General features: G+C 62.6%; 14 protein-coding genes. 2 read left to right on the plus strand and 12 right to left on the minus strand.

Features of this window, described 5'->3' with window-relative positions:
- Positions 1-939: 939 nt before the first annotated feature.
- From ACK3SD_RS06345 to ACK3SD_RS06395, 11 genes are all read right to left on the minus strand, one after another.
- Positions 940-1,410, minus strand: coding sequence for a hypothetical protein (locus ACK3SD_RS06345; RefSeq protein WP_481127146.1), 471 nt, complete (start codon positions 1,408-1,410; stop codon positions 940-942).
- On the minus strand, positions 1,374-1,733 hold the full coding sequence (locus tag ACK3SD_RS06350) for a tlde1 domain-containing protein (RefSeq protein WP_481127147.1): 360 nt from the start codon (positions 1,731-1,733) through the stop codon (positions 1,374-1,376). The genes ACK3SD_RS06345 and ACK3SD_RS06350 overlap by 37 nt, the downstream gene beginning before the upstream one ends.
- A gap of 2 nt (positions 1,734-1,735) precedes the next feature.
- Complete coding sequence (gene tssD, locus ACK3SD_RS06355) at positions 1,736-2,218, minus strand: type VI secretion system tube protein TssD (RefSeq protein ID WP_481127148.1); 483 nt, start codon at positions 2,216-2,218, stop codon at positions 1,736-1,738.
- 1,767 nt (positions 2,219-3,985) lie between these two features.
- Positions 3,986-5,365, minus strand: coding sequence for an efflux transporter outer membrane subunit (locus ACK3SD_RS06360; protein ID WP_481127149.1), 1,380 nt, complete (start codon positions 5,363-5,365; stop codon positions 3,986-3,988).
- A 5-nt stretch (positions 5,366-5,370) separates the two neighbouring features.
- Entirely contained in the window at positions 5,371-8,517 is a 3,147-nt protein-coding gene (locus ACK3SD_RS06365) for a multidrug efflux RND transporter permease subunit (RefSeq protein WP_481127150.1), read from the minus strand.
- The gene (locus ACK3SD_RS06370) at positions 8,514-11,690 is read right to left on the minus strand and encodes a multidrug efflux RND transporter permease subunit (RefSeq protein WP_481127151.1); all 3,177 of its coding nucleotides are present in this window, start codon (positions 11,688-11,690) and stop codon (positions 8,514-8,516) included. The genes ACK3SD_RS06365 and ACK3SD_RS06370 overlap by 4 nt, the downstream gene beginning before the upstream one ends.
- A complete protein-coding gene (locus tag ACK3SD_RS06375; RefSeq protein WP_481127152.1) occupies positions 11,687-12,949 on the minus strand; it encodes an MdtA/MuxA family multidrug efflux RND transporter periplasmic adaptor subunit in 1,263 nt (420 codons plus the stop codon). The genes ACK3SD_RS06370 and ACK3SD_RS06375 overlap by 4 nt, the downstream gene beginning before the upstream one ends.
- 255 nt (positions 12,950-13,204) lie before the next feature.
- Positions 13,205-14,461 carry an acid phosphatase gene (locus tag ACK3SD_RS06380; protein WP_481127153.1) on the minus strand — a complete coding sequence of 419 codons (1,257 nt, stop codon included), beginning with the start codon at positions 14,459-14,461 and terminating at the stop codon, positions 13,205-13,207.
- An 89-nt stretch (positions 14,462-14,550) separates the two neighbouring features.
- A complete protein-coding gene (locus tag ACK3SD_RS06385) occupies positions 14,551-15,549 on the minus strand; it encodes a magnesium and cobalt transport protein CorA (RefSeq protein ID WP_137762758.1) in 999 nt (332 codons plus the stop codon).
- A gap of 87 nt (positions 15,550-15,636) precedes the next feature.
- Positions 15,637-17,403: a sensor domain-containing diguanylate cyclase gene (locus tag ACK3SD_RS06390; RefSeq protein ID WP_481127154.1), complete on the minus strand. Its 1,767-nt coding sequence runs from the start codon at positions 17,401-17,403 to the stop codon at positions 15,637-15,639.
- 155 nt (positions 17,404-17,558) lie between these two features.
- Complete coding sequence (locus ACK3SD_RS06395) at positions 17,559-18,005, minus strand: N-acetyltransferase family protein (protein ID WP_481127155.1); 447 nt, start codon at positions 18,003-18,005, stop codon at positions 17,559-17,561.
- Positions 18,006-18,180: 175 nt separating this feature from the next.
- Here ACK3SD_RS06395 and umuD point away from each other — a divergent pair, with 175 nt between their 5' ends.
- Positions 18,181-18,600, plus strand: a complete 420-nt coding sequence (umuD, locus tag ACK3SD_RS06400; protein ID WP_137762761.1) for a translesion error-prone DNA polymerase V autoproteolytic subunit — start codon at positions 18,181-18,183, stop codon at positions 18,598-18,600.
- Positions 18,601-18,655: 55 nt separating this feature from the next.
- On the opposite strand, the gene ACK3SD_RS06405 is transcribed toward umuD, so the two are convergent.
- Complete coding sequence (locus tag ACK3SD_RS06405; protein WP_481127156.1) at positions 18,656-20,953, minus strand: FdhF/YdeP family oxidoreductase; 2,298 nt, start codon at positions 20,951-20,953, stop codon at positions 18,656-18,658.
- A gap of 211 nt (positions 20,954-21,164) precedes the next feature.
- Between ACK3SD_RS06405 and ACK3SD_RS06410 the strand changes: the two genes are divergently transcribed.
- A complete protein-coding gene (locus tag ACK3SD_RS06410; RefSeq protein ID WP_481127157.1) occupies positions 21,165-22,298 on the plus strand; it encodes a DUF1615 domain-containing protein in 1,134 nt (377 codons plus the stop codon).
- Positions 22,299-22,336: the final 38 nt, after the last annotated feature.

Raw genomic sequence — 22,336 nt, forward strand, 5'->3', positions numbered from 1 at the left:
GTCAGGCCGGAGAAGGGTTTCGGTTGTTTGGGTTCCTCTTTCTGCTTTGGCTCCCGAGCCTCAACCGAGCAGGGCCTGCCGGCGCGCCGGCCCTGCACCCGCGCGCTTTGGGGTGAAATGGCTAATCATTGCCCGCTCTCGCGGGTGACCCTCGCTGCGTCTTCGGGCTGTCGGGCCGCGGCAGACGCGCTCCCAGCGCGACTGCCACTTTCGCGCACATCCCTGTGCGCTCACCCGGCCCGGAATCCTCCGTCGGCAATAATTGAACGCCCCCACCTCCTCTGCAAATTCTTGGCTATGTGAGGAAAGAATTGGGGGGATTTTTATTTGTGGGATGCTGTGGGTGAGGCTTGCTGTTGCCTGTTGCCGCGTTTAGGCCGGAGCAGGGTTTCGGTTGTTCGGGTTCCTCTTTCTACCTGTGCCTCGGCACCTCAACCGAGCAGGGCCTGCCGGCGCGCCGGCCCTGCACCCGCGCGCTTTGGGTGCCTCGGCTAATTATTGCCCGCTACCGCGGGTTCCCTCCGTCAGCTTCCGGGCTGTCGGGCCGCGGCAGACGCGCTCCCAGCGCGACTGCCACTTTCGCGCACATCCCTGTGCGCTCACCCGGCCCGGAATCCTCCGTCGGCAATAATTGAACGCCCCCACCGTTTCTGCAAATTCTCGGCTATGTGAGGAAAGAGTTGGGGGGATTTTTATTTGTGGGGTGTTGTGGGTGAGGCTTACTGTGGCCTGTTGCCGCGTTTAGGCCGGAGCAGGGTTTCGGTTGTTTAGGTTCCTTTGTCTACCTGTGCCTTGGAGCCTCAACCGAGCAGGGCCTGCCCGCTCACCCGGCCCTGCGCCTCCACTCGGCAATGATTTAACGCCCCCACCGTTTCTGCAAATGCTTGGCTATGTGAGGAAAGAGTTGTTGGCGTTGTACTTATAAACATTGGGTGTTTTTTAATTCGGCCAGATGATTTCTTTTGATATTAAGGCGACAGATTCAACGCCGATAGAGCACTCTTCATCAGACGCGAGTGTCGTGATAATAAATTCAACGTGCCGCTCGGATTTATCAGTAAATGTTACGCGGTAGAGCTGTTTATAAATAATTTTCGGGAAATTTTTATCGACCAAAGAATTATTGCTGTTGGCAAAACCTAATTGGTGCGAACGTTCATTTTCTCGGAGTAGCCATGCCTCCCGTTGCGACTTGCTCATGGCTTCTGAAGCAATCAGTGTCGTTTTGGTTTTTTCAAACTGGATGGTAGCAGCAGGAATGCCAAAATCAGATAACCTATTCGCGGTGCTTTGCGTCGGCCAGCGGTTTATGTCACTGCAATCCGGGCCAGCAGCAAACACAGGGCTTATGAAGGCGAGGCTAAGTAGAAATATTACTCTACAAGAAGGCGAGTGTCGTTGCTTGAACATATTTCTTTCCGGGTTAAGAATGATAGAATAATACATCCGTTTGACGCAGTTCCAGGTTTATTAATGCTATCGCCATGTATCATAAATGCATCGCGCCCACACATATTGTTTGTATGAACTGGCGTTAACCTCATAGTATATGCTTTAGTTTTGGGATGATTGAAAGGTTTCCCTATAATGTATTCCCCTCTTGGGATAGGGCCTTTATCTTTTAAACATTCAAAACTACTGTCATTCCTATAACCTACCGCTCCAGAATAGCCCTTTTCTACAAACGTCCCATTATGATAAAGCATGCCCGAATTTACTTTGTAAACCCACATGACTATACTCCATTCCAACTATCAGTATAAATAACATTCCCTTGAAGATAATGCCAGGATATCTTTTCGTAAGATAATTCTACATAATCATAGTGAGAATACTTTGAGTATTTTGGATTTTTAACGTTTAGAAAATATGAGTGAATGTTGGAAACGACTGAGTTTTCCAGTGTGACTCTAAAATACTCTTCTTCTTCACCGTGATCATTTATTTTATAGAAGCAGAATGCGGCTGATTTTAGTCTTTTTCCTGAGGTTAATGCTTGATAAAGATAGGCTGATGAAGGGTCTTTCTCTTTAGCAAAGCTAAATCCGCTATGTATTCTTTTTCCTGTTATATTTCCATTCAAATCATCTACGGGAAGCATAATGTTGTGCATGTACTCTAAAATCTCGATGCTCCGTTCTCTACCAATAATTTCAACCCCACCCTTTATCTGATGTCCGCCGTCGTCGGTAAGCCACAAGTAAATAGGTATAGCCATCTCATTCTCCAACTATTTATTAGCATAATTAAATATGCCTTAGTAGAAGAAAGACTGATATTAATCGTTGTAAAATACTATATTAAGCAGGGGTTGATAATTTTTTTATAATAAGTTAATTATTTAAAATATTAATAAAACCAGATGCCTACTATTTCCTCACATACTTACAGCGCGCAGGGGATGTGGGGGCGTTTAATTATTGCCGACAGGCCGGAAGCTGACGGAGGGAACCCGCAGTAGCGGGCAATAATTAGCCGGGGCACCCAACGCGCGCGGGTGCAGGGCCGGCGCGCCGGCAGGCCCTGCTCGGTTAAGGCGCAGGCGTACAGGTAGACAAAGGAACCCGAACAACCGAAACCCTGCTCCGGCCTAGTGAGGATACAGGCAACAACAATGCCCTCACGACACTCCACATATATAACGAACTCCCCTATTCCTTCCTTACATAGCCAAGGATTTGCAGAAACGGTGAGGGCGTTAAATCATTGCCGAGTGGAGTCGCAGGGCCGGGTGAGCGGGCAGGACGCCCGCGAAAGGGCCAGCCGCGCCGGGAGCGCGTCTGGGCCGGCCCGCAAGCCCGGAGACGCAACGAGGGTCACCCGCGAGAGCGGGCAATGATTAGCCATTTCACCCCAGCGCGCGGGTGCAGGGCCGGCGCGCCGGCAGGCCCTGCTCGGTTGAGGCGCAGGCGTACAGGTAGACAAATGAATCCAAACAACCGAAACCCTGCTCCGGCCTCAGCGAGGCCAAAAATAGCCACGAAAGCTAAAGCAGAAAAAGACATAAACAAACCGAAGGTGAACACGCCCGCGTGGTGCAGGGCCGGCGCGCCGGCAGGCCCTGCTCGGTTGAGGTGCCGAGGCACAGGTAGAAAGAGGAACCCGAACAACCGAAACCCTTCTCCGGCCTAGCGCGGCTACAGGCACCCGTGATGCCCACCCACAACACCCCACAAATATCCCCCCAACTTTTTCCTCACATAGCCAAGCATTTGCAGAGGAGGTGGGGGCGTTAAATCATTGCCGAGTGGAGTCGCAGGGCCGGGTGAGCGGGCAGGACGCCCGCGAAAGGGCCAGCCGCGCCGGGAGCGCGTCTGGGCCGGCCCGCAAGCCCGGAGACGCAGCGAGGGAACCCGCGAGAGCGGGCAATGATTAGCCATTCCACCCCAACGCGCGCGGGTGCAGGGCCGGCGCGCCGGCAGGCCCTGCTCGGTTGAGGCTCGGGAGCACAGGTAGAAAGAGGAACCCAAACAACCGAAACCCGTCTCCGGCCTAACGGAGCTACAGGCACCCACGATGCCTAAATCATCCCTTTATATAGCCAAGCATTTGCACAATGGTGGGGGCGTTAAATCATTGCCGAGTGAAGTCGCAGGGCCGGGTGAGCGGGCAGGACGCCCGCGAAAGGGCCAGCCGCGCCGGGAGCGCGTCTGGGCCGGCCCGAAAGCCCGGAGACGCAACGAGGGTCACCCGCGAGAGCGGGCAATGATTAGCCACTTCACCCAACGCGCGCGGGTGCAGGGCCGGCGCGCCGGCAGGCCCTGCTCGGTTGAGGCTCGGGAGCCAAAGCAGAAAAAGGAACCCAAACAACCGAAACCCTGCTCCGGCCCCAGCGTGGCCGAGAGAAAATACAGAAGCCAAAGACAGAGACAAACCGAAGGTTAAACACGCCCGCGTGGTGCAGGGCCAGCGCGCCAGCAGGCCCTGCTCCGGCCCCAGTGCGGCCACTGGCACTCTCCAGTGCCTAAAACTGGCTGCCCGGGCCTCAGCCAGGCCCCCCATACCCGCCCCCCAGCGCGGCAATCAACTGCACGCTGGCGACCAGTTGCTCGCCCTGCAACGACAGCACGCTCTGCTGCTGCGACAGGCGCGTCGCCTCGGTGGTGGCGACATCCAGATAGTCAATCATCCCGGCTTGGTACTGGTTGTAGGTCACGCGCGCGGACTCCGCGGCGGCATCGGCGGCGCGGCGCTGGGTGGCCAGTTCGCCCTCCAGCGTGTTCAGCTTGACCAGATAGTTCTCCACCTCCTCAAAGGCGGTCAGCACGCTCTGGCGGTAGCTGGCGACGCTGGCGTCATAGCTGGCGCGCGCCTGCTCAACACTGGCGCGGGTCGCGCCGAAATCCAGCAGGGTGCCGCTCAACTCCGGGCCAAGTGACCAAACGCGGTTCGGCGCGGAGATCAAATTATGCAGCGCCGAACTGCTGTAGCCGCCGCTGGCGCTCAGCGTCAGATCCGGGTAGTAACCGGCAATCGCCACCCCCACCGCGGCGTTGGCGGCGGCCAGGCTACGCTCGGCGTAGGCGATGTCCGGGCGGCGCTGCAACAGCTGCGAGGGCAGGGTGGCCGGAATGGCCGGCAGGGTGGCAGTCAACGGCGCAACGGCCAGCGTGAAGGTGGCCGGTGGGCGGCCCATCAGCACTGCCACCGCGTGCTCCAGTTGGGCGCGCTGCCACTGCAAATCCTGCGCCGAGGCGCGGGCGCTCTCCAGCTGGGTCTGCGCCTGCGACAGGGTGCCGCGTGACTCGCTGCCAGCGCGGTACTTGTTCTCAATCACCGTCAGGTAGCGCTCATAGGCCGCCACGCTGCGTTGGTAGAGCGCAATCTGCTGATCCAAAATGCGGATCTGGAAGTAGTCCTGCGCCAGCTCCGACTGGGCGCTCAGGGTGATGTTCGCCAGCTCGGCGGCGCTGGCATCGGCGGTGGCGCTCTCCTCCTCCAGTTGGCGGCGCAGCTTGCCCCACAGATCCAGCTCCCAGCTGGCACCCACCTGTGCCTGATGGCTGTTGCCGGGCGAGCCACCGGAGGTGGCGCTGCGGGTGCTGCTCGCGGTGCCGGTCACGGTCGGGAAGAAACTGGCGCGCGCGCCAGAGACCAGCGCCTGTGCCTGACGGTACTGCGCCTCATACTGCGCCACGTTCTGGTTAGAGATACGCACCTGCGCCAGCAGGCTGGAGAGCACCGGGTCATGGTAGCCGGCCCACCAGTCGCCCTTGGCTGCGGCGTCCTGCGGCGTGGCCTGCGTCCAGCCCTTCGCCTCCTTGAACTGGGCGGTCATCGGGACGGGTGGGCGCTGGTAGTCCGGGCCGACGGTACAGCCCGCCAGCAGCAGCGCCAGAAAAAGGGGAGCGAAATTCTTCGTCATAACAATCAATGTCCAGTTGTCGCGCCGCGGGCGCGCACCCGTTGCCAGGCCGATCGGGTGCGGCGGCTCAGGCGATCGAGGTAGAGATAGACCACCGGGGTGGTAAACAGGGTCAAAAGCTGGCTCAGCGCCAACCCACCGGCAATCGCCATCCCCAGCGGGCTGCGCAGGTCGGCGTCACCGCCGCTGCCGAGCGCCAGGGGCAGCGCGCCAAAGAAGGCGGCCAGCGTGGTCATCATGATCGGGCGAAAACGCATCAGGCAGGCTTGGGTGATCGCCTGCTGCGGCGTCAGGCCGCGATCGCGCTCCGCCGCCAGCGCAAAGTCAATCATCATGATGGCGTTCTTCTTCACGATGCCAATCAACAGCAGAATGCCGATCAGGGCGATCACCGTCAGCTGGGTGTTGGTCAGCAGCAGCAACAGCAGCGCGCCGACGCCCGCCGAGGGCAGGGTGGAGAGGATGGTCAGCGGGTGGATGTAGCTCTCATAGAGCATCCCCAGCACGATGTAAACCGCCGCCAGCGCCGCCAAAATCAGCCACGGCATACTGGCGGTCAGGGCGCTGAAGGCTTTCGCCGTGCCCTGGAAGCCCGCCTGAATGGTGTCCGGCAGGCCAATCTTCGCCATCGCCTCATCAATCGCCTGCTGCGCCTGCTCCAGCGACACGCCATCCGCCAGGTTGAAGGCCACGGTGCTGGTGGCCGACTGCCCTTGGTGCGCCACCGACAGCGGCGCGTTGGCCCCGCTCAGGCGGGTGAAGGCGTCCAGCGGCACCGCGTCACCCTGATCGTTCACCACATGCAGCTGGTGCAAAATCGCCGGGTCGCCGGTGAAGTTGGCGTTGAGGTTCATCACCACATGGTACTGGTTCAGCGTCTTGTAGATGGTTGCCACCTGCCGCTGGCTGAAGGCATTATTCAGCATGGTATCGAGCATATTGACGTCCACGCCCAGCCGGGTGGCGGCGTCACGGTCGATGGTCAGCATCACCTCCTGGCCGCCGGTCTGGGCGTCGCTGTCCACGCTGGTGAGCTGCGGCAGCGCCTCCAGCGCCTTCTGCACCTTCGGCGTCCAGGTGCGCAGCGTGTCGAGGTCATCGGCCTGCAAACTGAACTGGTAGGAGGCGTTGGCGCTGCGCCCGCCGATGTGCAGGTCTTGCGCTGGCATCAGGAACAGTTGCAGCCCCGGCTGGCTCATGCCCTTCATCGTCAGGCGGTTGGCAACCTCGGCGGCGGTGGCGTCGCGTTGGTCAAAGTCCTTGAGGTGCACAAAGAAGTTGGCGCTGTTGCGCGAGCCAAACGCGCCGCTGCCCATTGATGACATCACGCCATCCACCGCCGGGTCGGCCTGGATCATCTTCGAAAATGCCTCCATCTTCGGCTTCATCGACTGGAAGGAGGTGCTCTGGTCGGCGCGCAACATCCCCATCAACAGGCCGGTATCCTGATTGGGGAAGAAGCCCTTCTGCACCACGCCATACAAAAAGACATTGAGCATGATGGTCAGCAGCAGGCTGAACAGCGTCAGCCGCTGGTGGCGCATCACCCAGTTCAGCGCACGGCTGTAGGCCGCCAGTAGGCGGGTGAGGGCGCGCTCAATCGCCATGTAGAGCGGGTGCGGGCGCTTCTCCACCGGCGGCTTGCGGCGCAGCAGGCGTGAGCAGAGCATCGGCGTCAGGCTCAGCGACACCAGCATTGAGATGCCCAGCGAGATGCTCAGGGTAACGGCGAACTCGCGGAACAACCGGCCGACGATGCTGCCCATCAGCAGGATCGGCAGAAACACCGCGATCAGCGACAGGGTCATCGACAGCACGGTGAAACTCACCTCCTGCGCCCCCTTCAGCGAGGCGCGCACCGGCCCCAGCCCCTGCTCGATGTAGCGGGTGATGTTCTCCAGCACCACGATGGCGTCATCCACCACAAAGCCAGTGGCGATGATCAGCGCCATCAGCGAGAGGTTATCGAGGCTGTAGCCGAGCAGGTACATCAGCGCGCAGGTGCCAATCAGCGACACCGGCAACGCCAGCGCCGGGATGATCACCGCCTTGATGTCGCGCAGGAAGACGAACACCACCGCAATCACCAGCAGCACCGCGATCAGCAGCGTCTCCTCGGTATCATGCAGCGAGGCGCGGATATTGGGCGAGCGATCCACCACAATTTGCAGGCCGGTGTCGCTCGGCAGTGCCTCGCGCAGCGCCGGGATCTGCGCCTTGATGGCGTCGATGGTCTGGAGCATGTTGGCGCCGGCCGAACGGGTGACGCCGAGCATCACCGCGCGCGCGCCGTTGTAGTAGCCGACGTTGTAGTTGTCCTCCACCGCATCATAGACCTTCGCCACGTCGCTCAGCCGCACCGCCTGCCCATCCTGATAGCGGATCACCAGCGAGCGGTACGCCTTGGCCTGATCAAGCTGGCCGTTGCTGTCCACCACCCAGGATTGGCCGCTGCCCTGCAACATCCCCTTTGGCTGGTTGCTGGTGGCGTTGGCGATGGCGCTGCGCACGCTGTCCAGCGACAGGCCAAAGTGGGTCAGGCGCTGCGGCTCCAGGTCGATGCGCACCGCCGGCAGGGCACTGCCGAACAGTGACACCTCACCGACGCCCTGCACCTGCGCCACCTTCTGCTTGATCTGGCTGGAGGCCAGATCATACAGCTCGCCGCTGGTGCGGGTGGAGGAGGTGAGCGCCAGCATCATGATCGGTGCTTCGGAGGGGTTGGCCTTGCGGTAGGTTGGCAGCGACGGCATGCTGCTCGGCAGCAGGCTGCGCGCGGCATTGATCGCCCCCTGCACATCGCGTGCCGCGCCGTTGATGTCCCGGTCGAGGTCAAATTGCAGGATGATGTTGCTGGAGCCTTGTGAACTGCTGGAGGTCATCTCGCTGATGTCCGCGATCTGCCCCAGCGCGCGCTCCAGCGGCGTGGCGACGGTGGCCGCCATCGTCTCCGGGCTGGCCCCCGGCAGGCTGGCGCTGACCATGATGGTCGGGAAGTCCACCTGTGGCAGCGGGGCCACCGGCAGCAGCCGGTAGCCCAGCCCGCCGAGCAGCAGGATCGCCAGCGTCAGCAGCAGCGTCGCCACCGGGCGGAAGATAAACAGCCGTGACAGGTTCCACGGCCGTGCGCGGCGCGCGGTCGGTTCACTCATCGCGCCCCCTGCGGGCCTTTGCGGCGCCAGAAGCGTCGGCCACGTTCGGCCAGCCGGTCAAAGTAGAGGTAGATAACCGGCGTGGAGAAGAGTGTCAGCACCTGACTGAACACCAGCCCGCCGACGATCACCAGCCCCAGCGGCTGGCGCAGCTCCGCGCCGGAGCCGTGCGCCAGCATCAGCGGCAGCGCGCCGAGCAGCGCTGCCATGGTGGTCATCAGAATCGGCCGGAAGCGCAGCAGGCAGGCTTGGTGGATGGCGTCACGTGGCGACAGGTGCTGCTTCTGCTCCGCCTCCAGCGCAAAGTCGATCATCATGATGGCATTCTTCTTCACGATGCCAATCAGCAGAATCACGCCAATCAGCGCGATCAGGCTGAACTCGGTGCCAGCCAGCAGCAGCGTCAGCAGCGCGCCCACCGCCGCCGAGGGCAGGGTGGAGAGGATGGTCACCGGGTGGATAAAGCTCTCATACAAAATGCCCAGCACCACATACATGGTGAGCAGCGCCGCCAGAATCAGCCACAGGGTGTTGCCGGTGGCGCTCTGGAAGGCGGAACTTTCGCCTTGGTAGCGCAGGCTGATGCTCTCCGGCAGCTTCAGTTGCGCGCTCAGGTCGGCAATCGCCTGCTGCGCCTGCTCCAGCGAGTAGCCGTCGTTCAGGTTGAACGACAACGTCACCGCCGGGAACTGGTTCAGCCGGGCGTGCACCAGTGAGCCGGTGCGCTGGTGGATGGTGGCGATGGCGGTCAGTTTCACCATGCCCGTGCTCTCCGTGCTGCTGGTGGAGCTGCTCTCCGTGCTGCTGGTGGCGCTGCTGTCGCTTGAACTGCTGCCCGAGGTGTCGCTGGCCGCCAGATAGATGTCATCGAAGGAGGCGGGCGACTGCTGGAAGCGCGGCGCCACCTCCAGCACCACGCGGTACTGGTTCGACTGGGTAAAGATGGTGGAAACCAGCCGCTGGCCGAAGGCGTTGTAGAGCGCGGTGTCCACGTCCGAGGCGGTGATGCCATAGCGCGCCGCCGCATCGCGGTTCAGCTCGACATAGGCCACCTGTCCCTGATCCTGCAAGTTGCTGGTCACCTCGCTGAAAGCGGGGTTGGCCTGCATCGCCGCCACCAGTTTCGGGGTCCAGGTCACCAGATTCTCGCTATCGGCGTCGTCCAGCGTGAACTGGTACTGGCTCGGCGTCACCTGATCATTGACCGTCAAATCCTGTGCGGATTGCAGGTAGAGCTGGATGCCCGGCACCTGCCGCACCGCCTGCCGTAGCTCGGCGATCACCGCGTCGGCGCGTTCGTCACGCTCATCAAATGGCTTCAGGTTGATCTGCATCCGGCCGCTGTTGAGGCTGGTGTTGCTGCCATCAATGCCCAGCGTGGAAGAGAGGCTCTCCACCGCCGGGTTCTGCAACACCACGTCTGCCAGCGCCTGCTGGCGGCGGCTCATCTCCTTGAACGACACATCCTGTGACGCCACGGTGATGCCCTGAATCAGGCCGGTGTCCTGCGTTGGGAAGAAGCCCTTCGGCACCGCCAGATAGAGCAGGGCGGTGAGGGCGACGGTCGCCAGCGCCACCAGCAGCGTCAGGCGCTGGTGGTTGAGCACCACCGTCAGCAGGCGGTCATAGCCAGCGATCAGCCGGTCGAAAATCTGGCCGCCCTTGCGGTAGAAGCGGCTCTGGCGCTCCTCCGGGATGTGGTGCAGCAGGTAGGCGCACAGCATCGGCGTCAGCGTCAGCGACACCACCATCGACACCAGAATCGACACCGCCAGCGTAATGGCGAACTCGCGGAATAGCCGGCCCACCACGTCGCCCATAAACAGCAGCGGGATCAGCACCGCAATCAGCGAGAAGGTGAGCGAGATGATGGTAAAGCCAATCTGCCGCGAGCCGTTGAGCGCCGCCTGCATCGGTGATTCGCCCTGCTCCAGCCGGCGCGAGATGTTCTCCACCACCACGATGGCGTCATCGATCACGAAACCGGTGGCGATGGTCAGTGCCATCAGCGACAGGTTGTTGAGGCTGAAACCGGCCAGATACATCACGCCGAAGGTGCCGACCAGCGACAGCGGCACCGCCACGCTGGGGATCAGCGTCGCCGCGACGTTGCGCAGGAACAGGAAGGTCACCATGACCACCAGCGCGATGGAGAGCATCAGCTCAAACTGCACGTCGCTGATGGAGGCGCGGATGGTCTGGGTGCGATCGGAGAGGATCGAAATCTTCACCCCCTCCGGCAGCGCCGCCTGCAACTGCGGCAGCTTCTGCTTGATGCTGTCCACCACCGAAATCACGTTGGCGCCCGGCTGGCGCTGCACGCCGATCACAATCGCTGGCTGGCGGTTGGCCCACGCGGACTGGAAGCTGTTCTCCTCCGCCTCGGTGATGGTGGCGAGGTCGCGCAGCCGCAGCGCCGCGCCATCCTGATAGGTGAGGATCAGGTTGCCGTACTCCTCGGCGGTGCGCAGCTGGTCGTTGGCGTCAATGGTGATGGAGTGGTAAGGGCCATCGAAGCCGCCCTTGGAGCCGTTGACGTTGCTGTTACCAATCAGCGTGTTGACATCCTCCAACGTCAGGTTGTGCGCCGCCAGCGCCTGTGGGTTCATCTGTACGCGGATGGCAGGCTGATGGCCGCCAGCCAGCGTCACCATGCCGACGCCGGAGATCTGCGACAGCTTCAGCGCGACGCGGGTGTTGACCAGATCCTGCACCTTGATCAGCGGCAGCGAGGAGGAGGTGGCCGCCAACGTGATCACCGCGCTGTCCGCCGGGTTGACCTTCTTGTAGGTCGGCGGGTTGGGCAGGTCGTTCGGCAGCAGGCTGTTGGCCGCGTTGATGGCCGCCTGCACCTCCTGCTCCGCCACGTCGAGTGACAGATCGAGGCTGAACTTCAGCGTGATCACCGAGGAGCCGCTGGAGCTGGTGGAGTACATCTGGCTCAGGCCCGCCATCTGGCCGAGCTGGCGCTCCAGCGGCGCGGTGACGGCGGAGGCCATCACGTCCGGGCTGGCGCCGGGGTAGAGGGTGGTCACCTGGATGGTGGGGTAGTCCACCTGCGGCAGCGCCGAGGTGGAGAGCATCCGGTAGGCGAACAGGCCAGAAAGCAAAATCGCGGCCATCAGCAACAGGGTGGCGACCGGCCGCTGGATAAACAGGCGGGACGGGTTCATGGTGCTGGCTTCCCGGCCGGGGCCTGCGCCTCACTGGCGGTGGGTGGCTGCCCACCGGCGGCCGGGGTGGGGGTGTCGGTGGCCTGCGCCTCCACCACCCGCACTTTCGCGCCATCTTGCAGGCGGTCGATGCCGGTGGTCACCACGCGATCGCCAGCGGCGACGCCGGAGAGGATGGCGCGGAAATCATTGCCGAACGCCGGGCCGCTCTGCACCGCCTTGCGGGTTACGCTGTTGTCCTTGTTCACCAGATAGACGAAATCGCCGTCGCTACTGAGCTGCAACGCCTGCGCCGGGATCACCACCGCATCTTTCAGGGTGCCGGTCTGGAGGCGAACATTGACGAACTGGTTCGGGTAGAGCTGCTCATCCTCATTGGCGAACAGCGCCTTCAGCTTGATGCTGCCGGTGGCGGTGTCAATCTCGTTGCTGATGAAGCTGAGCGCGCCCTGCGCCAGCACGCTGCTGCCATCCTGGTCGATGGCGGTGGCTGGCAGTTTTTCCCCGGCGCGCAGCGGCTTCAGCACGGTCTGCAAGCTGGCCTGCGGCACGCTGAAGGTGGCGGCAATCGGCTGGGTCTGGGTCAGGGTGACGATGCCGGTGGTGTCGCTGCTGTGCACCATGTTGCCGGGATCGACCAACCGCAAACCGACGCGGCCGCTGACCGGCGCGGTGATGCGCGTGTACTCCAGGTTGAGCTGCGCGGCGGCAATCTGCGCCTCATCGGCCTTGATTGCGCCTTGGTACTGGCCGACGGTGGCGATCTGGGTATCCAGATCCTGGCGGGCCAGCGAGTCCTGTTTATAGAGCGTGCGGTAGCGCGCCAGCGTCAGCTGGGCACTCTTCAGCAGCGCCTGATTCTCCGCCAGCTGGCCGCGGTACTGGTCCAGCGTCGCCTGATAGCTGCGCGGGTCAATCTGCGCCAGCAGCTGGCCCGCCTGCACCTGCTGCCCCTCGGTAAAGTAGACCTTCATCAGCTGACCATCGACCCGGCTGGTGACGGTGACGCTGGCATTCGGCACCACGGTGCCGAGCGCCGACAGGTAGACCGGCACATCCGCCAGCCGCGCGCTGCCAGCCTGTACCGGCGTCGCCATGCCGCCGCCCATCCCTGGCCGGCCCATGCCCGGCGGCCCCATGCCACCGGGCGCGCCATTGCCAGAGAGGTGGCGTGAGAGATAGACGCCACCCGCGATCAGCGCGGCAGCAATCAGCAAAAGAAGAAGGTTTCGCCGTGAGAGAGGTGTATGGGATTTCATGCCAGAGCCAAGGTGTCCTGTTAAAAGTGAAGCATTATGCCAACTGCGGGGGGAAGGGTTATAGACCGTATTCCGTAAGCATTACGTAAAAGTTCGTCCTCAATAGATTAGCATCCTTTCTAAATGTGACCCACCGCCGCGGGCAGGCGGGCCAGCCAACGGTTTTACAGGCAAAGCGTGGAGAAAGTGTGGGGGAGGGGCAGGGCAAACGGACAGGGCAGGACGCCCCGCCGACAAGCCGGCGGGGCGGGGGCATTACTGGGCGGCCAGCACCGCGTCGTGCAGGTTCAGACGCTGCCAGAAGTTCTGCTCGCCTTCACCGCCGGAGAGCGGGTAGCCATCCGCCAGCGCGGTGTGGCTCATCAGCTGGCGGCGCTGGTTGGCGCTCAGCTGCGGCAGCGGGGCCTCCAGCAGCACCTCCGCGCCAGCCGGCACCACCAGCGGCGTGGCGGCGGCGGTGGTTTTCGGCAGGTCATAGGTCATGGTGAAGCGGTAGAAACTGCGCATCGCCGGGGCGGCGTAGGGGTCATCATGCCCCTGCGGCTGGGCGCAGCGCGCCAGGCTCATGCCGCACGCTTTCTCCAGCGCGCCGCGAAGCTCGGCCTTCGCCTGCTCAAACAGCGTACGGTAGGCCGGATCATTCAGGTAGTGGGCGACGTTGCGCTGCGCCACCATGCGCGAGCCCATCACGTCCAGCGGGTAGTGCACGCCCAGCACCACGCGCGAGAAGCCGTAGCGCGCGCCACGATCCACCAGCTCGACAAAGCGCTCCGGAACCATCTCCGCCATCAGCAGCGCGTCGGTGTAGCCGGTGTTGGTGTGGCCGCTCGGGAAGGCGCCGCCATCGGCGGTGTAGGGGTGGTCGTCGCCAATCACCACGTCATCCGGCACCAGATGAATGGTGTTGCCGGTTTGCAGGAAGGGGCGCGAATAGTTGAAGTGCTTCTTCGCCGCGCCAGTGCTTACCTCGCTGGCCTTGATCAGCGCCGCCGCCTTGCCCAGCTCGCCTTTGTCATAGGCGGTCAGGAACGCCTGCCCCAGCCGTGGCCCCATCGCGTCGGCCAAGAAGTAGAGGTAGCCAATCCCCTCGGCATCCGCCAGCGCCTGATGGCGCTCGCCCTGCGTCGCGTCGCGGTTGATAAGCGTCACCGTCTCCAGGCTCTCCGCCTTGGTCGCCGCCGACAGGCGGTTGAACGGCTCCAGCAGCGCGATGTCCGCCTGCTGGTTGGCTTGCGTGCCGAAGTCATAGCCGCTGGCCTTCAGCCAGCTGGCGTCCGCCTGACGGGTCTGCCCGGCCTTCTCCAGCTGGTCGCGCGCCAGTGACGGCGCATCGCCCTGGATGGCCTGCCGCAGCGTGTGCAGCATGGTGGACTCAAGGGCGACGAAGGTGGCCGAATCGGCGGCTGGCGTGGTGCTGTCAACAATCGGGGTGAGGCTGGTGAGGGCTGGCGCCGCCACGGCGGCGTGGGCGGCCAGCAGCGCGCCGGCGATCAGGGTGCGGGAAAAGCGCATAATCAGTCCTTGTGAAATGGTCTTAGCCGTCAACAAGGTAAACCTGAGTGATGACACTTTTATGTCAATTTACGTCAAGAGATTGTCAATCAAAGCCAACCGGAGCGCCGCAGCTTCAGGTATAGCCACAGGCAGCCGAGCACGGTCACGCCGATGGTCAGCGGATAGCCGAGGGTGCTGTCCAGCTCTGGCATGTCCTTGAAGTTCATGCCGTAGAGGCTAAAGATCACCGTCGGGATCGCCAGAATCGCCCCCCAGCCCGCCAGCCGCTGTACCACCTCATTCTGCCGCACCGACACCAGCGCCAGATTGACGTGGGTGGCGTTGGTCAGCATCTCGCGCATGTCATCGGTCATGGTGATCGCCTGATTGGCATGGTCTTGCACGTCGCGCATGTAGGCGTGCAGCTCCTCCGGCAGCAGCCCGTCGTGGTGACGCAGCTGGCCACAGATGTCCTGCATCGGCACCGCCGCGTTGCGTAGCGAGAGCAGGTGGCGGCGCAGGTGGTAGACCTGTCGCACCGCCTTCTGGTCAAACTCGGTCTTGAACATGCGTGACTCAATCTCGTCAAACTGGCTGGAGAACTCAGTGACGATGGAGAGGTAGTTGTCCACCACGAAGTCGAGTACGCAGTACAGCCCGTAGCCGGGGCCGAGCGCCAGCTGCTCCGGGCACTGCTCGGCGTGGTGGCGCACGTCGGCATAGCTGGAGGAGGCGCCGTGGCGCACGGTGATCAGGAAGTTTTTGCCATAGAAGATGTGGGTCTCGCCATACTCAATCCGCTCGCGGATCTTCTGGGCGGTCTGCACCACGATAAAGAAGGTGTCGCCATACTGCTCAATCTTGGGCCGCTGGTGGGCGGTCAGCGCATCCTCAATCGCCAGATCGTGCAGGCCGAACTCGCGCTGGATGTGGCGCAGGTAGTCATCCTCTGGCTGCCATAGCCCCAGCCAGATAAAGGTCTCCGGCTCCGCCAGCATCTGGCTGATGTTGTCGGAGGTCACCTCACCAACCGGCTTGCCCTGCCGATAGGCCATGCTTTTTACTACCTGATCCTTGGGATGCTGTTTGTCGTCTGAAGGGTGCATAACGTCCTGTCTCTTACTGAAAAATTTCTTCAAGGATAGACAATGTCACGCGCTGCGGCGGTAGGAATCCGCCGCAAATTGACAGGATCAGGAGGCGGCAGCGGGCAGCAGCAGGGCGCTCAGCGCCTCCGGCAGCATCGGCCGCGCCAGATGGAAGCCCTGCGCCAGATTGCAGCCGAAATCGCGCAGGTAGGCGAGGGTGGCGGCATTCTCCACCCCCTCGGCCACCACCACATAGTGCAGCATATGCAGCATGTTGATGGTCTGCTCGACAATCAGGCGGCTGTTGGGATCCTGTTCGAGTGGCCGGATCAGCGACTGATCCAGCTTGATCACCTCGACCGGGATCTTCTTTAGGTAGGTGAGGTTGCTGTGGCCGCTGCCAAAGTCATCCAGCGCCAGCACGAAGCCCTCGGACTTCAGGCGGAACAAACAGGCCAGCGCCACCGGGCAGTCGAGGATCCTCTGCGTCTCCAGACACTCCAGCTCCAGATCGGCCGGCGTCAGGTCGTGGCGCGCCAGTTGCGCCAGCAGCCGCTCGACAAAGTCCGGCTCGCCAAAGTTGCTGACCGCCACGTTGACCGCCACCGGCAGGGTGATGCCCAAATCGCGCCACTGGCGGATCTGCCGCAGCGCCTGACCAATCACCCACTCGGTCAGCGGGCGAATCAGGGTGGTGTTCTCCGCCAGCGGCACGAACTGCGCCGGGGAGAGCGCGCCAAACTCCGGGTGCTGCCAGCGCAGCAACGCCTCGGCCCCGACCGCCTGGCCGCTCTGCACATCAAATTTCGGCTGGTAGACCAGATAGAGGCCAGTGTCGCGGTCAAGGCACTCCACCAGATCGCTCAGCAGGCGGAAGGCCATGCGCTGCGCCAGATCGGTCTCCTTCTGGTAGGGCAGCACGCGCTCATACTGGTTGATGGCGTCATGCAGCGCGCTCATCGCCTGCCGCAGCACCCGTTGCGGGTCTTGCACCGGCAGCGAGAAATCCACGTAGCCGATATGCGGCTCCAGCCGGATCGGCACCGGCAGCGTCAGCGCGCCCTGAATGGTGTCAACGCAGTGCAGCAGCGTCTCCAGCACTGCCTCCCGGTGCGCGGCTGGCACCCACAGGGCAAAGCGGCCAGTGGCGACGCAGTAGAGCTTTTCACGGAAGTCGAACGTCTTGCGCAGGTAGTGGCCAATGTCACGCAGCATCTGCTCCAGCACCGGCAGGCCCAGCGAACGCCCCATCTCGTAGGCGTAGGTGATCTCGATGCAGTCCACCAGAATCAGCACCCCCTGCGCTGGCGCGCCATTGAGCTCGCGCAGATCCTCAATCAGCCGCTGGCGGTTGGGGAGGCAGGTCACCCCATCCACCAGCCCGATAGCACTGCGCGACTGCAACAGCGCCATCACCACCGTCGCCATCTCCTGCAACGTGCGACACTGCGCCGGCGTGAACGCGCGCGGCTGGTAGTCAATCACGCACAGGCTGCCGATGGCGACCCCACTGGCGGTATTCAGCGGCGCACCCGCATAGAAGCGCAGCGGCTGGGCCGCATTCGCCAGCGGCAGGTGGCGGAAACGCGCGTCGAGTTGGGTGTCCGGGCAGACCAGTACCCCGTCATGGTTCAGGGTGTGGAGGCAGAAGGCGTCCTCTTTGTCGGTCTCATCCAACGGGAAGTTGGTCTTGGCCTTGATCAACTGCCGGTCGGCGGTGATCAGGGTCACCAGACTGGTGGGCATGTCGAGCAGCTTGCAGGTCAGGCTGGTGATTTTGTTAAGGATTTCGTCTTGCGACATGTCAAGGATTTGCAGCTCTTTCAGTGCCTGCAAGCGTTGCTGTTCATCCTGACTTGAGGGGGTAGACATGAGCGATACCTTAAGGGCTGTGAACTCCTCATTACAGACATTTCTTTAAAAAAGACAACAAGTAATGACAAATAAATTCCAAAAGTCTGCAATAAACAAAATTCCCCCGATTTAATCCGGTGGACTGGCGCTGCCGCACGCAACAAGGGCTGTGTTTACAGCCGTTTACTCATGTTATAGCCCGTCAGCTGGAAGTCGCACGCCTCATACAGGTGGCGCGCACGCGGGTTGTCTGCTGCCACCCGCAGGCGCATCTCCGCCACGCCCGCCGCCCGCAGGTGTGCCTCCAGTTCTGCCAGTGCCCGGCGGCCATGCCCCTGCCCACGGCAGTGCGGCAGCACCATAAAGTCCATGATAAAGGCGTTGGTCTCATTCTGCTGATACCAGAGATAGCCGACCACCGCCCCGGCTTCCTCCAGCGTCAGCAGCTGCTGGTGCGCGGTGGCGATGCCGTGGGGCAGCACGCTGGTCAGGGCGTGGCGCGCCTCTGCCTGCGCCCGCTCCGCCGCATAGCCATAGTTGGCTTGCAGATCCTCGGCGTAGTCCGCGACAAAATAGATTGCCCACTGGTCAAACTCGGTTGGGGTCATGGTGCGCAGCATCGGTGCCTCTTCTTTCAGGGGGAGATAGGGGTAGTTTGCCGTCTCGCTTGGCGAAATGCCGCCTATTTTCGCGGCATTCAGCACAGGCTGGGCGAAAAAAACGGTTGCCAGCCTTTCCCTCGCGCTAAAGTCATGCATATACTGTATAAAAAACCAGTATATATGGAGTTAAGTGATGGACGTTTATCGCGCCATGACCGAACCACCGGTGGCAGAGACGCCGCTGTTCCAGGACAGCGTGCCCGCGGGCTTCCCCAGCCCGGCCCAGGATTACGTTGCGCGACGCCTCGATCTCAATGAGATGTGCGTGACGCACCCGGCCGCCACCTATTTTGTCCGCGCCACGGGCGAGTCGATGGTGGACGCCGGCATTTTCGAGGGATCGCTGTTGGTGGTTGACCGCAGCCTGGAGGCGCGCCACGGTGACATCGTGATCGCCGCAGTCTCCGGTGAGTACACCGTCAAGCGGCTCTGCCTGCATCCGCAGGTGCGGCTGGAGCCGATGAACCCGGCGTTCCCCAGCATCGTGCTACAGGATGAGGACTCAGTGGAGCTGTTCGGCGTGGTCACCTACACGTTGCGCGGCCTGCGCTGAAAAAACGGGCGGCCCATGGGCCGCCCGTTGCGTCTCTGCCTATGTGCGCCGTGCCTCAGGCGCAGCGCTCAAGGGCGATTGGCACGTTTTTGTAGGCCGGGATGCCGCTCTCCTCATCGTGGCTGTTGAGGGGCACCAGCACGTTGCCCTCCGGGTAGTAGGTGGCGACCGAGCCGGGCGCCATGTCATACACCACCACCGTCAGGTTATCCATGCGCCGCTCCGGCGACGGCTGGCCGTTGGCGTCCAGCGCAATCACGTTCACCTTGTCGCCCACCCGCAGCTGGCGGCTCTCCGCCTCATCCGCATTAATAAACAGCACGTCACGCCGGCCGGTCACGCCGCGGTAGCGGTCATTCAGGCCATACAGCGTGGTGTTGTACTGGTCATGGCTGCGCAGGGTGGTCAGCACCAGCTCATGCCCCTGCGCCGAGCGTGGGTCTTCGTTGATCCCCTCCATCACCAAAAAGTTGGCCTTGCCGGAGGGGGTGTTCCACTTGCGCTCCGAGGCGGCGTTGTAGAGCCGGAAACCGCCGGGCTTCATGATGCGCTGGTTGTAATCCTTGAAGGCCGGGAACACTGACTCGATGGCATCACGGATAAAGTGGTAGTCCGACACCAGCTTGTCCCACGGCACCACGCTGTTGGGCAGTGAAGCCTTCGCCAGCGCCGCCACCAGATTGGGTTCCGAGCGCAGGTGCGGCGAAACCGGCTCCAGCGAGCCGCGCGAGGCGTGCACCATCGACATGGAGTCCTCGACCGTCACCGACTGGTCGCCGGAGCGCTGGGTATCGCGCTCGGTGCGGCCAATTACCGGGAACAGGTAGGTGTGCTTGGCCACCGCCAGGTGGGAGCGGTTGAGTTTGGTCGCCATATGTACCGCCAGATCGAGCTTGCGCATCGCCTCAAAGCAGACTTCCGGGTCGGGCATTGCCACCGGCAGGTTACCGCCGAGGCAGAACAGCGCCTTGGACTTGCCCTCGCGCATGGCGTGGATGGAGGCGATGGCGCCGTGGCCATGCTTGGTGGGTGGCTTGAAGCCAAAGGTGCGCTCGATGCCATCGAGCAGATCCTGATTAGGGATCTCGGTGATGCCCACCGTGCGGTCGCCCTGCACGTTGGAGTGGCCGCGCAGCGGGCAGATGCCAGCGCCCTTTTTGCCGATGTTGCCGCGCATCAGCAGCAGGTTCGCCAGCTGTTGCACGTTCTTAGTGCCGTATTGATGCTGGGTGATGCCCATGCCGTAGCAGAGGATGGTGCGCTCGGCGCGGGCGTAGAGCCGCGCGACGTGCAGGATGTCCTTGTGGCTCAGGCCGGAGACGCGCTCAATGTCAGCCCAAGCGGTGGCCTGCACATCCGCCTTCAACGCCTCGAAGCCCTCGGTGTGCTCACGGATGAATGCCTCATCAATCACCCCCGGTTCGCCCTTGCTCAGTGCCTCGTCATGCAGCGCCAGCAGGGACTTCATGATCCCCTTGACCATCGCCGCATCGCCGCCGACCCGCACCTTGTAGTAGGTGGAGGAGAGGCGGGTGGAGCTGAGGGTCAGCATCTCCAGCGGGCTTTGCGGTGAGGTGAAGCGCTCCAGCCCGCGCTCCTGCAACGGGTTGAAGGCGATGATGGTGCCGCCGCGTTTCGCCACCTCGCGCAGGGTGCCGAGCATCCGTGGGTGGTTGGTGCCGGGGTTGTGGCCGATGCACAGCACCAGATCGCAGTGGTCGAAATCCTCTAGCTCCACCGTGCCCTTGCCGACGCCAATCGAAACTGGCAGGCCGACGCTGGTCGGCTCATGGCACATGTTCGAGCAGTCGGGGAAGTTGTTGGTGCCATACTCGCGTGCGAACAGCTGGTAGAGGAACGCCGCCTCATTGGAGGCGCGGCCGGAGGTGTAGAACTCCACGCTGTCCGGGTCGTCGTAGCCCTGCATCAGCGCGCCAATCTCACTGAAGGCGGTCTCCCATTCGATGGCCTGATAGGTGTCGCTCTCGGCATGGTACTTCATCGGATGGGTCAAACGGCCCTCATTCTCCAGGTTGAAGTCATTGCGCTCCCACAGCTCCTTCACCGGGTGCGCGGCGAAAAACTCCGGGGTGGCGCGCTTTTTGGTCGCTTCCCAGGAGACCGCCTTCGCGCCGTTCTCACAGAACTCAAACGAGGAGGTGTGGAGCGGATCGGGCCAGGCGCAGCCGGGGCAGTCGAACCCCTGCGGCTGGTTGACCTTGAACAGGGCGATCACATCCTGCTTCACTGACATCTGCCCACGGATGGCGTCTGCCACCGCCTTCAGCGCGCCCCAACCGCCAGCGGAACCGCCGTAGGGGGCAATGCCAATCGCGCCATTTTTCTGTTTCATGTTATTCCTCTCTCACACATGCTTGCCAAACCAGTAAGAAAAATTGTAGTTCATGGCGCTAAAAGCGCGCGGTAACCGGTAAACGGCGCCCAATGCTTAAGCGGGCGGCAAGGGTGGTGGGCGAGGGTGGTTGAACCCGGTGAGATTTGTTACCGTGGCAACATCTTCGCGCGCCAGACCGGCCGCATCCCCCCGACGACACAGGGAACGTATGGAACTGACCATAGCCAATGGCCTGCGAGCCACCCCCCTTCGCCGCTGGCCCCTGCTGGGCCTGGCGGCCCTGCTGGCGCTGGCTGGCTGCACCAGCAAAAAAAGCCCGGAGGCACCGGTCATGCGCCCGGCCGAGGTGCGCGCGCAGGTGGTGCGGTTGATGCCGCCCTCCGCCGCCGATCGGCAGGGTTGGGCCACCGACATCGTCGCCGCCTTCAGCGCCCAGCAACTGACACCCAGCGCCGCCAACCTCTGCGCGGTGCTGGCGGTGACGGAACAGGAGTCCAATTTTAAGGCAGATGCCCCGGTGGCCGGGCTGGGCAACATCGCGTGGAAAGAGATTGAGCGCCGCGCTGGCGAGCGCCACATTCCGGCGTTTGTGGTGCGTACCGCGCTGCTGATCCCCTCGTCGAATGGCAAGTCCTACAGCGAGCGGCTCGACAAGGTGCGCAACGAGAAGGAGCTGAGCGACATCTTCGATGACTTTATCGGCATGGTGCCGATGGGGCAGCGGCTGTTTGGCAGCCTCAACCCGGTGCACACCGGCGGGCCGATGCAGGTGAGCATCGCCTTCGCCGAGGCGCACGCGCGCGGCTACCCCTATCCGGTGAAGGGCACCATCCGTCAGGAGGTGTTCAGCCGCCGTGGGGGGATCTACTTTGGCACCCTGCACCTGCTGGGCTACCCGGTGGACTATTCGCAGCCGCTCTACCGCTTCGCCGACTTCAACGCGGGCTGGTACGCCAGCCGCAACGCCGCCTTCCAGCAGGCGGTGAGCCGGCTCAGCGGCATTCCGCTGGCGCTGGACGGCGACCTGATCCGCTACGGCAGCGATGAAGCCAGCGCCACCGAACTGGCGGTACGCACCCTCAGTGCGCGGCTGGATCTCAGCGAGCGCGCCATCCACCGCGCGCTGGAGCAGGGCGAACAGCCGGACTTCGCCGAGAGCACGCTCTACCGCCGCCTCTACGCGCTGGCCGACCAGCAGAACGGCAAGCCGGTGCCGCGCGCCATCTTGCCGGGCATCAAGCTGGAAAGCCCGAAGATCACCCGCAACCTGACCACCGCGTGGTTCGCCCAGCGGGTGGACGCGCGCTACCAGCGCTGCATGGCAAAGGCCACAGGTAGCTAATCGCCACGGGTGGCGATCGCCTAAGCTGTAACAACATT

The sequence above is a fragment of the Chimaeribacter sp. YP20170169 genome (assembly GCF_056739715.1).

What these genes read in the sequence shown, in the direction of transcription:
- ACK3SD_RS06365 (WP_481127150.1), bottom strand. Translation starts at nt 8,517, where the DNA reads ATGAGTGAACCGACCGCGCGCCGCGCACGGCCGTGGAACCTGTCACGG.
- ACK3SD_RS06395 (WP_481127155.1), bottom strand. Translation starts at nt 18,005, where the DNA reads ATGCTGCGCACCATGACCCCAACCGAGTTTGACCAGTGGGCAATCTAT.
- ACK3SD_RS06360 (WP_481127149.1), bottom strand. Translation starts at nt 5,365, where the DNA reads ATGACGAAGAATTTCGCTCCCCTTTTTCTGGCGCTGCTGCTGGCGGGC.
- ACK3SD_RS06375 (WP_481127152.1), bottom strand. Translation starts at nt 12,949, where the DNA reads ATGAAATCCCATACACCTCTCTCACGGCGAAACCTTCTTCTTTTGCTG.
- tssD (WP_481127148.1), bottom strand. Translation starts at nt 2,218, where the DNA reads ATGGCTATACCTATTTACTTGTGGCTTACCGACGACGGCGGACATCAG.
- ACK3SD_RS06380 (WP_481127153.1), bottom strand. Translation starts at nt 14,461, where the DNA reads ATGCGCTTTTCCCGCACCCTGATCGCCGGCGCGCTGCTGGCCGCCCAC.
- ACK3SD_RS06405 (WP_481127156.1), bottom strand. Translation starts at nt 20,953, where the DNA reads ATGAAACAGAAAAATGGCGCGATTGGCATTGCCCCCTACGGCGGTTCC.
- ACK3SD_RS06390 (WP_481127154.1), bottom strand. Translation starts at nt 17,403, where the DNA reads ATGTCTACCCCCTCAAGTCAGGATGAACAGCAACGCTTGCAGGCACTG.
- ACK3SD_RS06345 (WP_481127146.1), bottom strand. Translation starts at nt 1,410, where the DNA reads ATGTTCAAGCAACGACACTCGCCTTCTTGTAGAGTAATATTTCTACTT.
- ACK3SD_RS06350 (WP_481127147.1), bottom strand. Translation starts at nt 1,733, where the DNA reads ATGTGGGTTTACAAAGTAAATTCGGGCATGCTTTATCATAATGGGACG.
- ACK3SD_RS06385 (WP_137762758.1), bottom strand. Translation starts at nt 15,549, where the DNA reads ATGCACCCTTCAGACGACAAACAGCATCCCAAGGATCAGGTAGTAAAA.
- ACK3SD_RS06370 (WP_481127151.1), bottom strand. Translation starts at nt 11,690, where the DNA reads ATGAACCCGTCCCGCCTGTTTATCCAGCGGCCGGTCGCCACCCTGTTG.
- ACK3SD_RS06410 (WP_481127157.1), top strand. Translation starts at nt 21,165, where the DNA reads ATGGAACTGACCATAGCCAATGGCCTGCGAGCCACCCCCCTTCGCCGC.
- umuD (WP_137762761.1), top strand. Translation starts at nt 18,181, where the DNA reads ATGGACGTTTATCGCGCCATGACCGAACCACCGGTGGCAGAGACGCCG.